This window comes from Pseudomonas sp. LBUM1676 (assembly GCF_059695605.1).
Genome location: NZ_CP166777.1, coordinates 2,196,252 through 2,209,348, shown reverse-complemented (window position 1 = coordinate 2,209,348; position 13,097 = coordinate 2,196,252). Strand labels below are relative to the sequence as shown.

Here is a 13,097-nt window from a genome sequence, read left to right as displayed (position 1 = left end):
CAACAATGAACAAACTCAAAGTCGCCATCATCGGCTCCGGCAACATCGGCACCGACCTGATGATCAAGATCCTGCGTAACGCCGAACACCTGGAAATGGCGGTCATGGTCGGCATCGACCCGGCTTCCGACGGTCTGGCGCGTGCCCAGCGCATGGGCGTGGCGGTGACCCACGAAGGCGTTGAAGGCCTGACCCGCCTGGACGTGTTCAAGGACATCGACTTCGTCTTCGATGCCACTTCGGCCGGTGCCCATGTGAAGAACGACGCGTTCCTGCGCTCGATCAAACCCTGCATCCGCCTGATTGACCTGACGCCTGCCGCCATCGGCCCGTACTGCGTGCCGGTGGTCAATCTGGAGCAGAACCTCGCTCAGCTCAACGTCAACATGGTGACTTGCGGCGGTCAGGCGACGATCCCGATGGTTGCGGCCGTGTCGCGCGTGGCGAAGGTGCACTACGCGGAAATCGTCGCCTCGATTGCCAGCAAATCTGCCGGCCCCGGCACTCGCGCCAACATCGACGAGTTCACCGAAACCACCTCCAAAGCCATCGAAGTGATCGGTGGCGCGGCCAAGGGCAAGGCGATCATCGTGATGAACCCGGCCGAGCCGCCGCTGATGATGCGTGACACGGTGTTTGTGTTATCCGAAGCGGCTGATCAGGCGCTGGTCGAGGCGTCCATCGTCGAGATGGCTGCCGCCGTGCAGGCCTATGTGCCGGGTTATCGCCTCAAGCAAAAAGTGCAATTCGACGTCATCCCTGAAGACGCTCCGCTGCACATTCCCGGCCTGGGCACATTCTCCGGGCTGAAGACTTCGGTGTTCCTCGAAGTCGAAGGCGCCGCCCATTACCTGCCAGCGTATGCCGGCAACCTTGACATCATGACCTCCGCTGCCTTGGCCACCGCCGAGCGCATGGCGCAGTCGATGCTCACCGCCTGAGGAGACCGACATGACTATTAATCCCGGCAAGAAACTCTACATCTCCGACGTGACCTTGCGCGATGGCAGCCACGCGGTGCGTCACCAGTATTCGCTGCAGAACGTGCAGGACATTGCCCGCGCCCTGGACAAGGCCAAGGTTGATTCGATCGAAGTCGCCCACGGTGACGGTCTGCAAGGGTCGAGCTTCAACTACGGCTTCGCCGCTCACACCGACCTGGAGTGGATCGAAGCGGCCGCCGACGTCATCAGCCACGCTAAAATCACCACCCTGTTGTTGCCAGGTATCGGGACGGTGCACGACCTGAAAACCGCGTACAACGCCGGAGCGCGAGTGGTGCGCATCGCCACTCACTGCACCGAAGCGGACGTGTCGAAACAGCACATCGAGTACGCCCGTGAGCTGGGCATGGACACCGTCGGCTTCCTGATGATGAGCCACATGATCCCGGCCGAGCAGCTGGCCGCGCAAGCCAAGCTGATGGAAAGCTACGGCGCGACCTGCGTGTACATGGCCGACTCCGGCGGCGCGATGAACATGCAGGACATTCGCGAGCGTTTCCGTGCGTTCAAGGCCGTGCTCAAGCCGGAGACCGAAACCGGCATGCACGCTCATCACAACCTGAGCCTGGGGGTGGCCAACTCCATCACTGCCGTCGAGGAAGGTTGTGATCGCATCGACGCCAGCCTCGCCGGCATGGGCGCCGGGGCCGGTAACGCGCCGCTGGAAGTGTTCATCGCCGCCGCCGAGCGCCTGGGCTGGAACCACGGTACCGACCTTTACACGCTGATGGATGCCGCCGATGACATCGTCCGTCCCCTTCAGGACCGTCCAGTACGCGTCGATCGCGAAACACTGGCGCTGGGTTATGCCGGGGTCTACTCAAGCTTCCTGCGCCACGCCGAAATCGCTGCGGCCAAGTACGGCCTCAAGACCCTCGACATCCTCGTCGAACTGGGCAGGCGCCGGATGGTCGGCGGCCAGGAAGACATGATCGTCGACGTCGCGCTCGACCTGCTCAAACGCTGACTGAGCACCACACCGGCTGACCGCCCACGCAGCGGTCCGTCGGCCCTGTTTTGCCCATACAACAATAAAACGGGTACTGCCCATGACAACGCTCAACCTGACAACACCGCTACACATGACGCGGACCATCGGTCTGTGTTTCCTCGTGGCCCTGATGGAAGGCCTTGACCTACAGGCTTCCGGGATCGCTGCCCAAGGCATGGCGGCCGCGTTCGAACTGGATAAATTGCACATGAGCTGGGTGTTCAGTGCCGGAATTTTCGGCCTGCTGCCCGGTGCATTCGTGGGCGGCTGGCTGGCCGATCGCATCGGTCGCAAGCGCGTGTTGATGGCGTCGGTGGCGCTGTTCGGAGTGTTTTCTCTGGTCACCGCCCAGGCCTGGGACTTCAATAGCCTGCTCGTCGCCCGGTGCCTGACTGGCGTTGGTTTGGGGGCCGCCCTGCCAAACCTGATTGCCTTGACCAGTGAAGTGGCCGGCCCGCGCCTGCGTGGCAGTGCGGTGAGCCTGATGTACTGCGGCGTGCCGTTAGGCGCGGCGCTGGCGGCGACGATGGGTATTGCCGGCTCTTCGGGCGACTGGCAGGCAGTGTTCTACGTCGGCGGCCTGGTGCCTCTGCTGATCGTGCCTCTGCTGGGGCTTTATCTACCGGAATCGGCGCAATTTCGCAGCGTCCAGAACGTCGCTCCCATCGGCGTGGTCCGAGGCCTCTTCCGCGAAGGCGCGGCCCTGCCGACTGCGCTGATCTGGGTCAGCTATTTCTTTACCCTCATGGTGGTTTACATCCTGATCAACTGGCTCCCAAGCTTGCTGATCGGTCAGGGTTTCAGTGGCCGCCAGGCCAATTGGGTCATGCTCGCGCTTCAGATTGGCGCGGCAGTCGGTACCTTGATGCTGGGCTGGGTGATGGACCGCTTGCCGGCTTGGGCACTGTCCGCACTGATCTATGTCGGTATTCTCGCTTCGCTGACCGCTCTGGGTATGGCCAGCCAGCTGGAAAGCATGCTGGCGGCCGGTTTCGTCGCCGGCTTTTTCGCCACCGGCGGGCAATGCGTGCTCTATGCCTTGGCACCGCATTTCTATCGCCCGTCTGTGCGCGCCACGGGCGTGGGCACCGCGGTGGCTATCGGCAGACTCGGCGCAATGAGCGGCCCGCTGGTGGCCGGCAAGATGCTCGCTTTGGGCACCGGCACCGCAGGGGTGATGCTCGCCTCGGCACCGGGAATCGTCATCGCCGCAGTGGCGATGTTTTACCTGTCGGTTCGGCGCAACGGCGCTCGGTCTGACTGACAACTCCCGCGTAACACCCCGTGCCGGAAACGGTGCGGGTTCACCTCCAACAACAATAAAAGTGAACACCGGCATGCTCAAGATTTCTCTTCGGGCGTTCAGCGCCTGCACCTGCGTTTTATCCCTTGGCCAGGCGTGTGCCAGCAGTTTTGTCGAAGACAGCCACGCCGATCTGACGATGCGCAACTTTTACTTCGATCGTAACTACGTGAACGCCACCCCCCAGGCCGCCGCCCGCGAGTGGGCCCAGGGTTTCATTCTCAACGTGCGTTCAGGTTATACGGAAGGGCCAGTGGGGTTCGGCCTCGACGCCCAAGGCTTGCTGGGGGTGCGCATGGATTCTTCACGCGCTCGCACCGGCACCGGCCTGCTGCCGTACAGCGCCACTACCCGCGAGCCGGCCGATGAATATTCGGAGCTAGGTCTGACGGCCAAGGTCAGGGCATCGAAAAGCGAGCTGCAATTGGGCACCATCAGCACGTTTCTGCCGATCGCTTTCGCCAGCCCTACCCGCCTGCTGCCACAGACCTTTCGCGGCGCGTACCTCAAGTCCCAGGAAATCGACAACCTGACCCTCCACGCTGGCTGGCTGGATCGCATCAACCTGCGCGACTCCACCGATTACCAGAAAATGTCGGTCGGTTCACCTAACGGACGCTTCAATGGCGCCGCCGAGTCGGACCGTTTTTCTTTCGTCGGCGGCGACTATGCCTGGTCGCCGCAACTGACGCTGAAGTACTACCACGCAGAACTCGCTGACCTGTACCGCAAGGACTTCTACGGCTTTGTCGACAATCGCCCGATGGGCCCCGGCAGCCTGAAAAGCGATTTCCGCCTGTTCGTCACCGACGAGGATGGCGCGGCAAAAGCCGGCGCGGTGGACAACCGCAATGCGGCACTGATGCTGACGTATGCCCTGGGCGCCCACAAATTCGGTGCCGGCTACATGCAACTGACAGGCAAGACAGCCATGCCATACCTGTTCGGCACCGAACCGTTAGTGATCACCGAAGGCACTCTGAGCTCTGAGTTTCTCAACCCCAAAGAGCGCAGTTGGCAGGTACGGTATGACTACAATTTTGCAGGCCTAGGCGTGCCGGGACTGAATGGCATGCTGCGCTACGTAAGTGGCGACAATATCGAACTGGCCAAGCTGGGAGGCTCCAACCTGACAGAGAGCGAAAAGGATATCGAGGTGTCCTATGTGCTGCAGAGCGGCCAACTGAAAGGCTTGGCGCTACGGTTGCGCAACGCCTGGTACCGCAACGACTTCAGCGCCCAGGCCAGCCATCGGGATGACAATGAGCTGCGGGTGAACGTCGATTACACGTGGAATTTATGGTGAGTTCTCATACAAAGCAATGGAAGTCCGTAGGGGTAAAACCGACCAAAAATAAAAAGGGGTCGCGAGATAAAATCCCGCAACCCCTTGAATTATATGGTCGGGACGGAGTGATTCGAACACTCGACCCCTAGCACCCCATCTTCTTTTTCATACTTCTTGAAAGCTTCCAAAATTTTACTCTGGATTTTTCTAAGCTAGTATTTAATTGAGCTCCAGCGGTGTTCTGCTCTACGAGAGTCCAGTAACGTCCATCAAGAGCCGACGTTTTTGTGGGGGGAAAAGTAGGGGGAATCCATTTCATGGCCAAAATCACCATCAAAGAACTCGAGTCGCTCACCGCCAATGATGCCGGCCGAATCCTCAGGGAGGATGGCAATCTCGCCGGTCGAATCTCAGTCCGTAAGGACGGCGTGTCAGTCAGTTTTTTCTATCGGTATCGGTGGGGCGAGCAGAACAAAGAGTACTCCTGCGGGTCCTGGCCGCGCAAATCCCTGACGGACATCCGTAAGGCACGCAACCAGGCCCGAGCGCTCATCGATGAGCAGATCAATCCCAACGAGCAAAAGAAAACTGCCAAGGCACAGGCGCACGCCGCTACTAACGTAGAGGCCGAACAGGAAAAGACCCGCAAGGTCCACGCACTGACCGTCCGAGAGCTGGCCAAGGCCTGGCTGTTGGATGGCGTAGCGCGCAAAGACGGCAATGCCGAACTGCAGCGCCGTTTTAACAAGGACCTTTACCCGGCACTCGGCAAAACATCGGTGAGCAGCGTTTCCGAACACGATATTCGGGCGTTGATCCGGGCTGTCGTCAGCCGCGGCGCTCACCGACAAGCCATCAGTTTCTTCGCCGACCTCAGCCAGATGTTCGGCTGGGCCCGAAAACGCCAGCCTTGGCGGGCCTTACTGGTCGAGGGCGATCCAACGGAGCTAGTCGACATCTCCCCTTTGATCCCTGTCGACTACGAGGCAGAAAGAAGCCGGATCCTTTCACCGGCGGAGCTGTTGGAATTGCACAACCGCTTCCAGCAAATGACTGCCGATTACAATGCCCTCCCCGCTGGTCAAAAGTACGAGGGCATTCGTCCATTAAAGAAGGAGACTCAACTCGCGCTCTGGATCAGCCTGGGCACCTTGTGCCGGATTGGCGAGTTGCTGCAGGCCGAATGGAAAAATGTCGATCTGGACCAGCAAACGTGGTTCCTTCCCAGTGAAAACGTCAAAGGCACCCGGGGCAAGAAACAAGACCACCATGTCTTCCTCTCCGCCTTCGCCTTGCATTTCTTTCAGGAACTCAAGACCCTGACGGGAGATTCCCAGTGGTGCTTTCCGAATAAGCAGGATGATGGGCATGTGGACGTGAAAGTGGTGAGCAAACAGGTCGGCGATCGCCAGGCTCGCTTCAAAAACCGCAAAGCCCTCTCACGACGGCGTCATGAGGATACCCTGGTGCTTGCCGATGGCCAGAACGGCGGTTGGACGCCGCATGACCTGCGCCGCACGGGAGCAACCATGATGCAGGCCTTGGGGGTCAGCCTGGACGTCATCGATCGCTGTCAGAACCATGTGCTGGCCGGCTCTCGGGTGAGACGCCACTACCTGCATCACGACTATGCCGAAGAGAAGAAACGCGCCTGGAATCTGCTGGGCGATCGACTCAGTGCTGTGTTGTCCTCAACCTATGAGCACCCACCGACCGAGTCGATGATGTCGTTTCCAGCCTACGTCGCCCCTGGATCACTGCCGACTCCATAGGTCAGATTCTGCACTATGGAGTCCCTCTTGGATCCGTAGCTTTCGCCGAGCGCTTACTTCAGCTCGATTTCTGCCAGTCATGACCGGCAGAAATCGCACTACACTCCACCAGCAGCAAACCATTTGTACGCGCCGCTCGCAACGCGGTTCGAACGGGTTGCTTGCCATGACTGACGCGCTACTCGCATGCGGCGCGAGCCTTCCTCAACGGCAGGAATTCCAAGGTGATTCGAATGCACAATTCTCTCTCATGAGCCATGTCGCTATCGGACTAATCGCCTTTGTCGCTATCTTCGGCGCCGCTCTTATTGGCATCTTTGCTGCGCGGGCGCTACCCGAGCATCACCTCAGCAATGAGTCGCGCAATGCCATCTCCGTTTCAGCGGCGATTGTGGGCACGCTTTCGGCCTTGGTAATCGGCCTGATGATCTCGACGGCAAACAGTTCGTTCTCGACACGATCGAGTGAAGTATCTAGGATCGCCGTCGACATCGTCCGCATGAACCGAGTGTTGCAGCGTTACGGTCCAGAGGCGGAGGATGCTCGCGTTAAGCTGCGCAACTACGCGAATGCGAAGATGCAGGAGTTGTTCCCGGCCGCGGGAGAACCATCACAGTCAACCGAAGCGACTGTCGAGATGATGGAGGCGACACAAGAATCGATTCTATTGCTTGTTCCGACTGATCCGAGACAGCGCTGGCTGCGCTCGCAGGCACTCACACTTTCGGACGATGTTTTACAGGCGCGCTGGCTGCTGGCGGAACAGCGTGCCAGTAATATTCCGATGCCGTTCCTGATCCTGCTGATCTTTTGGCTGAGCCTGGTTTTCGCCAGCTTCGGCTTGTTCGCACCTCTTAATGCCACGACTATCGCCGTTTTCTGCCTCTGTTCGGTTGCGGTTTCGGGAGGTATCACAATGATTCTGGAGCTGGACTCGCCCTTCTCCGGCCTCGTCCATGTCTCCGGAGAGCCGATGCGCCAAGCGCTGGCCGAGATCATCCGTTGATCAAGTCGAGGACGGTGTCGGTCAGCACATAAAATTCGCCTGGCAGAAGACCTTATTATCCCCGGATCTGGAGACCCTCGAATATCTCCTTTTAGCGGTGTTGCATCGACCGGTTGAATCCATAGCCAAAAGCGGTCCTTCAGAAACCCCAGCCGGCACTGGCGCGAGCCCCTCGTTGCTACAAACCCTCCACAGGCACCAACGTCCGTAGTTCCGGTATTGAGTCAGAAATCCGGATGTAAATTTCCCCGCGCTCTCCTCCCCCCTCGCCAATGGGGGGGTTTAAACAATCAAACCACGTCATTTTCCTACCCCAGAAGACAGATGCATCTCAACGCCATCATCTGTCGGCGGGGTATGACAATGATCAAATTGCACAACACCTTAGAGCTACCGGATGTTGGCCTGACCGGCTTCGAAACGCCGCTCAGCGAAGTAGAGCGTGCCGTTCAACATTCCGTGCACCAGTTTGCCAAAAACGTGCTCCGGCCCATCGGCCAGGAACTCGACAAAATGAGCGCCGATGACGTCTGCGCGCCTGGCTCACCGTTCTGGACGGTTTACCAGGAAGCCGCCAAATTGGGGCTCGATCCTGATTTCTTTTCGCAGTTCGAACCCGATGTCGCCATTCGCCTCGAGTCGCTGATTGGCGAGGAAATGGGCTGGGGAAATGCCGGCCTGGGCGTCTCTTTGGGCGCCGCGAGCTTTCCCTTGCAAATGGCCATGGCCGTCGGCAATCAGGAACTGGTGGAGCTGTGCACCGGCAAGATCGGCTGCTGGATGATCACCCATCCGGACAAGGGCAGCGACATCATGGTCTACGACATGAAGCGCGAGTGGCCCAGGGATCAGGACGGCAACAAGGGCAATCTCAGTGCCAAGGTCAGCAAGGACAACATCGTCCTCAATGGCCAGTGTTCGGCCTGGGTGTCCAACGGTGCCGTCGCTCAGGTCGGATTGGCTTACGTCGCCGCCGATTACGGCGATGGTTACTTCGATGCCGACGGTCGTCCCCATGGCCTTGCGGTGATTATCCCGCTCGACCTGCCGGGTGTTTCCCGTGGGAAACCACTGGACAAGATCGGCCAGCGCTCACTGCCCCAGGGCGAGATTTATTTCGACAACGTGACGGTGCCCCGCCGCTTTGCCGTCGCTCTGAAAGATGAGTACTACGGCAATCAATCGTCGGCGTGGTCCTACGCCGGCACGCATATGTCGCAGGTGTTCACCGGTGTTGCCCGTTCGGCCTTCGAACTGGCGCTGCAGTATTGCCATGAGCGCAAACAAGGTGGCCAGTTGCTGATCGACCATCAGCTAACCCGCTATCGCCTGGGCGACATGATGCGCCACGTCGAACTGGCACGCGGCGTGGCGCGGCGTTCGCTGGCCTATGCCCGCCTTTCCCCGCATACCCATCCCTACGCCACCGCCTCGGCCAAAGTGACCGTCACCGACGAATGCATGAAGGTCGTCAGCGAAGCCCTGCAATTGTTCGGCGGCGCGGGCACTTCCCGTGAGTACCCGATTGAAAAGCTGTTCCGCGACGCGCGTTCGGCGCTGATCGAGGATGGCGAGAACTACATCATCACAATGCGCGTCGGCTTGCTGTGCCAGCAGCTTTACGCCAAAGGCTGGTCACAGCACTGACCGCCGCACACCTCTACCCCGCAACACTTCAACAATAAGAGATCAGATGAAATGGCTAAATACCCTGTAGTTGTTTACGGCGCCAGCGGCTACACCGGCATGCTGACAATGGACTGGTTGATCGACCAGAACATCCCGTTCACCGCGGTGGCCCGCGATGCCCGCCGCACTCAGGAAATGATGGCGCAACGGGTGGTTCGCCTTGAGTCGGCCACCTACGAAATCATCGAAGCGGAACACACCGTTGAAGCGCTGACCCACGCGTTCAAAGGTGCCAAAGTCGTTTGCAACACCGTCGGCCCCTTCGTCAAATTTGGCCTGACGACGGTTGAAGCTGCACTCAAGGCGGGTTGCCATCACCTCGATACAACCGGCGAACAAGAGTACATGCGCAACGTGCGTGAGCAGTTCGGAGAGCTGTATGCCCAGGCTGGCCTGGTGGTTTCACCGTCGCTGTCCTACATGTACACCTACGCTGAAATCGCCGCCGAACTGGCCCTGGAACACCCGGGCATCGACGCGCTGGAAACCTCGACCCTGTGCCGTGGCCCGCGTGGCGGCGCCGCCGGTGTCACCGTTGGCTCCACCGCTTCGATTTTCGAACTGCTGCGCTCCGAACAATGCTACCTGTGGGAGAAGAAGCTCGTACCGCATCCTGTGGGCACCTCCTTCAATATCGCTTCGCCTGACTTCTTGACCCCGGTCTTCGCCCTGCCATGGGGCGGTACATCGCTGCCGGTGTATTTCGAGAATGATCCACGGGTGCGTTCTTGCGTTTCCTGCGTCGGCTTCTACGACAACAACGTCATGCAGATGGTGCATTCCATTGGCCAGAAGTGGGAGTCGGAATACAAGTTCCTGTCACCTGAGCAGCAAGACGCGGTGATCCAACAAATGGTCCAGTCGACCACACCGACGATGCCACCACGCGAGCGCACCACCATCGTGCGCATGGTCGATACCGCCATCGGCCGCGGCCAGCTCTCCGCCGTGCGAGCCACCGTGCATGGCACCACCGCTTACATCGCTACCGGCGCCTTGCAGGTTGCCGCAGCCATCAAGCTGATCGACGGCGAAACCAACAAAGTCGGATTTGCTTCCGGCTCTAAAGCCTTTGGCCATCGCTACCTGCTGGGCTTCCTCGAAGAACGTGGCCTGGCTCGCGCCACCGTTACCCAGCTCTGATCCGGGCACAGGAACTCACATGGCTATTATCGATTTTTACGACCGCGGCTGGCGCATTGATCCGTCTGCCATTGCCTACATCCAGGGCGAGCGGTCCTTTACCTTTAATGAAATCGGCGAACTGTCCTGCCGCATCGCCAACGCGCTGCTGGCAATGAACCTGCCGAAGGAAACCAAAGGCGCGATCTGGGCTGGCAATGACGTCACGGCCTGGGCCTGCACCCTCGGACTGTGGCGCGCGAACATGACCTGGATTCCGGTCAACGCGCGGAACGCAGTTCAGGAAAACGCCGACATCCTCGACGCATTCGATTGTGACGTGATTTTTTACCAGCATGACTTCGCGGCGGTGATGGCTGACATTCGCCCCACCCTACCGAAGATCAAGCACTGGATCTGCATCGATGCCACCGACGGCGATACACCGTCGCTGGACACCTGGACCGCAGGCCAGCCCTCGACGCGTCCGGAAGTCGCCTATGACATGGACGACGTGGTCATGCTCTCGCCCACCGGCGGCACCACCGGCAAGCCGAAGGGGGTGATGAATACGCACCGTAGTGCGCAAACGTTTATTGCGCACTTCATGCTCGCCTGTGCTTATCGCGATGGGTTTAAGCCAGTGAACATGGCCGCCGCGCCGATGACCCATACCGCCGGTCTGCTGGCGGTTCCTTGCACGGCGCAAGGCGGCACGGTCGTTGTTCTCCCAAAGCCTGATCCGGCGCTGATGCTGGCTTCGATTGCGCAACACAAAGTCAGCGAATTCTTTTTGCCGCCGACAGTGATTTACAAACTGCTGGAAATCCCCGGCATCGAAATCGTCGACTTCTCCTCGGTCAAATACCTGCTGTACGGCGCAGCACCGATGTCCGTCGAGAAGCTGAAAAAAGCCATCGAAGTCTTCGGTCCGATCATGGCCGGTGGTTACGGTCAAACCGAGGCCCCGGGAAGCATCGCCAACCTGCGCCCGGACGAACATTTGGTTAACGGTGAACTGGCCATTGACAGCCGTCTGTCCTCGGTTGGCCGCCCTAACCCGCTGATCCGTGTCGAAGTGATGAACGATGCCGGGCAGATTCTGGCCCAGGGCGAAACCGGTGAAATCTGCGTGCAGGGCGACCTGATCATGAAGGGCTATTACAAGCAGCCAGAAGTGACCGCGCAAACCATCATCGGTGGCTGGCTGCACACCGGCGACATCGGCCATATCGACACCGAAGGCTACCTGCACCTGACTGACCGCAAGAAAGACATGATCATCACCGGTGGTTTCAACGTCTATCCGAGCGAAGTCGAGCAAGTGTTGTGGAGCCATCCGGCGGTGCAGGACTGCGCCGTGATTGGTGTCCCCGACGAGAAATGGGGTGAAGCGGTCAAGGCTGTGGTTGAGCTCAATCCGGGTCATACCGCCACGTCACAAGAACTCATCGACCTGTGCAAAGCCCGCCTGGGCGGTGTCATGGCGCCCAAGTCCGTGGACTCATCGACAGTCTGCCTCGCAGCCCGGTGGGCAAGGTCCTGAAGAAAGATCTGCGTGCGCGTTACTGGGATGGCGCGCAACGCCAGATCTGATTCACCGACCTTCCCTAACCATCAAAGAATGGCGCCGCAGACATGCGGCGCCATTCAGGAGAGTTGCATGAGCACCATCTACATTGCCGGCATCGCGATGACGGTTTTCGGGCGTCATCTGGAACGCAGCCTCGACGATCTGGCACGTGAAGCGCTGGAAGGCGCGCTGAAAGACGCCAACTGCAGCCGCCAAGAGCTGGGCATCGCCTTTTATGCCGGGTTGACCAACGGCCCGTTGCAAGGCCAGATTTCCATTCCAGGCCAGGTCGTGTTCAGCAAGATCGGCATCGAGGGCATAGCGGTCTACAACGTGGAAAACGCCTGCGCCTCTGGCAGCTCGGCGTTTAACCTCGCCGTGCAAAGCCTCAAGGCCGGTACGACTGACGTCGCCCTGGCGCTGGGCGCCGAGAAAATGAACATCCCCGACAAGCTGAAGGCCTTCCAGATTTTCGACGGCGGATGGGACGTGTCTCGCGTCGAAGAGAACTACCAGACGCTAGTGAACATGGGTGAAGGCGTCGAGATACCCGAAGGTTCGGAGTCGGACAAACCCTATAGCAAGTTCATGGCGATCTACGCCGCCATGTGCCGGTATCACATGAAAACCTACGGCACCACGCAACGGCAGATCGCCGCAGTCTCGGCCAAGAACCACACCCATTCAGTGCACAACACGTTTTCGCAGTTTCGTAAGCCCTTCACGGTCGAAGAAATCCTCGCGGCACCGCCCATCACCTACCCGATCACCTTGCCGATGTGCGCACCGCTTTCCGATGGTGCCGCCGCCGCGATCCTCTGCACCGAGGAAGGGCTTAAGCGTATCGGCGCCGATCGCAGTCGTTGCATCAAGGTGTCCGCCAGCGTGATTCGCAGCTTCAGCCATCGTCGGCTGGATCAACCAGAGCTGAACATCGCGCGGCTGGCAGCCGATCACGCTTACGACATCGCGGGCATTGGGCCTGAGGATATCGATGTCGCCGAAGTGCATGACGCGTCGGCCATGGGCGAAATCATCCAAGTCGAAAATCTGCGACTGGTCGAACTCGGCATGGGCGGACCGGCCGCCGAACGCGGCGACTTCACGCTCGGCGGACGAATCCCGGTCAACACCTCTGGCGGTCTCGAATCCAAAGGACATCCAATCAGCGCTACGGGCATCGGCCAGCTCTACGAGCTGGTCACGCAACTGCGCCGTGAAGCCGGTAAACGCCAAGTAGAAGGCGCGCGCCATGGCATTCAGGAAAACGGTGGCGGACTGCAAGGCATCGAAGAAGCCGCCGTCGCCATTCACATTCTCAGTAAGTAACCCCCCCTGCCCTTGCGGCG

Annotated in this window: 10 protein-coding genes; all 10 read left to right on the top strand. The window is 59.6% G+C overall.

The genetic code is table 11. The features are described from left to right. Positions 1-5 precede the first annotated feature (5 nt). The 10 genes from ACA041_RS10305 (at position 6) to ACA041_RS10260 (ending at position 13,077) form a co-directional block, all read left to right on the top strand. Positions 6-941 (top strand): acetaldehyde dehydrogenase (acetylating), encoded by a 936-nt coding sequence (locus tag ACA041_RS10305; RefSeq protein ID WP_497441002.1) that lies wholly within the window; start codon positions 6-8, stop codon positions 939-941. 10 nt (positions 942-951) lie between these two features. Further along, positions 952-1,971 carry a 4-hydroxy-2-oxovalerate aldolase gene (dmpG, locus tag ACA041_RS10300; protein WP_497441001.1) on the top strand — a complete coding sequence of 340 codons (1,020 nt, stop codon included), beginning with the start codon at positions 952-954 and terminating at the stop codon, positions 1,969-1,971. 82 nt (positions 1,972-2,053) lie between these two features. After that, positions 2,054-3,259: a 3-(3-hydroxy-phenyl)propionate transporter MhpT gene (gene mhpT / locus ACA041_RS10295; protein WP_497441000.1), complete on the top strand. Its 1,206-nt coding sequence runs from the start codon at positions 2,054-2,056 to the stop codon at positions 3,257-3,259. A gap of 73 nt (positions 3,260-3,332) precedes the next feature. After that, positions 3,333-4,604, top strand: a complete 1,272-nt coding sequence (locus ACA041_RS10290) for an OprD family porin (protein WP_497440999.1) — start codon at positions 3,333-3,335, stop codon at positions 4,602-4,604. Positions 4,605-4,903: 299 nt separating this feature from the next. Then, positions 4,904-6,358 carry a tyrosine-type recombinase/integrase gene (locus tag ACA041_RS10285; RefSeq protein ID WP_497440998.1) on the top strand — a complete coding sequence of 485 codons (1,455 nt, stop codon included), beginning with the start codon at positions 4,904-4,906 and terminating at the stop codon, positions 6,356-6,358. A 166-nt stretch (positions 6,359-6,524) separates the two neighbouring features. Further along, positions 6,525-7,364, top strand: coding sequence for a bestrophin-like domain (locus tag ACA041_RS10280; RefSeq protein WP_497440997.1), 840 nt, complete (start codon positions 6,525-6,527; stop codon positions 7,362-7,364). A gap of 363 nt (positions 7,365-7,727) precedes the next feature. Continuing rightward, positions 7,728-9,011 (top strand): acyl-CoA dehydrogenase family protein, encoded by a 1,284-nt coding sequence (locus tag ACA041_RS10275; protein WP_497440996.1) that lies wholly within the window; start codon positions 7,728-7,730, stop codon positions 9,009-9,011. Between the two features lie 51 nt (positions 9,012-9,062). After that, positions 9,063-10,196, top strand: a complete 1,134-nt coding sequence (locus tag ACA041_RS10270) for a saccharopine dehydrogenase family protein (RefSeq protein ID WP_497440995.1) — start codon at positions 9,063-9,065, stop codon at positions 10,194-10,196. Positions 10,197-10,215: 19 nt separating this feature from the next. Beyond that, the gene (locus tag ACA041_RS10265; RefSeq protein WP_497440994.1) at positions 10,216-11,721 is read left to right on the top strand and encodes an AMP-binding protein; all 1,506 of its coding nucleotides are present in this window, start codon (positions 10,216-10,218) and stop codon (positions 11,719-11,721) included. A gap of 117 nt (positions 11,722-11,838) precedes the next feature. After that, complete coding sequence (locus ACA041_RS10260) at positions 11,839-13,077, top strand: thiolase family protein (RefSeq protein ID WP_497440993.1); 1,239 nt, start codon at positions 11,839-11,841, stop codon at positions 13,075-13,077. Positions 13,078-13,097: the final 20 nt, after the last annotated feature.

What these genes read in the sequence shown, in the direction of transcription:
- ACA041_RS10305 (WP_497441002.1), top strand. Translation starts at nt 6, where the DNA reads ATGAACAAACTCAAAGTCGCCATCATCGGCTCCGGCAACATCGGCACC.
- dmpG (WP_497441001.1), top strand. Translation starts at nt 952, where the DNA reads ATGACTATTAATCCCGGCAAGAAACTCTACATCTCCGACGTGACCTTG.
- mhpT (WP_497441000.1), top strand. Translation starts at nt 2,054, where the DNA reads ATGACAACGCTCAACCTGACAACACCGCTACACATGACGCGGACCATC.
- ACA041_RS10290 (WP_497440999.1), top strand. Translation starts at nt 3,333, where the DNA reads ATGCTCAAGATTTCTCTTCGGGCGTTCAGCGCCTGCACCTGCGTTTTA.
- ACA041_RS10285 (WP_497440998.1), top strand. Translation starts at nt 4,904, where the DNA reads ATGGCCAAAATCACCATCAAAGAACTCGAGTCGCTCACCGCCAATGAT.
- ACA041_RS10280 (WP_497440997.1), top strand. Translation starts at nt 6,525, where the DNA reads ATGACTGACGCGCTACTCGCATGCGGCGCGAGCCTTCCTCAACGGCAG.
- ACA041_RS10275 (WP_497440996.1), top strand. Translation starts at nt 7,728, where the DNA reads ATGATCAAATTGCACAACACCTTAGAGCTACCGGATGTTGGCCTGACC.
- ACA041_RS10270 (WP_497440995.1), top strand. Translation starts at nt 9,063, where the DNA reads ATGGCTAAATACCCTGTAGTTGTTTACGGCGCCAGCGGCTACACCGGC.
- ACA041_RS10265 (WP_497440994.1), top strand. Translation starts at nt 10,216, where the DNA reads ATGGCTATTATCGATTTTTACGACCGCGGCTGGCGCATTGATCCGTCT.
- ACA041_RS10260 (WP_497440993.1), top strand. Translation starts at nt 11,839, where the DNA reads ATGAGCACCATCTACATTGCCGGCATCGCGATGACGGTTTTCGGGCGT.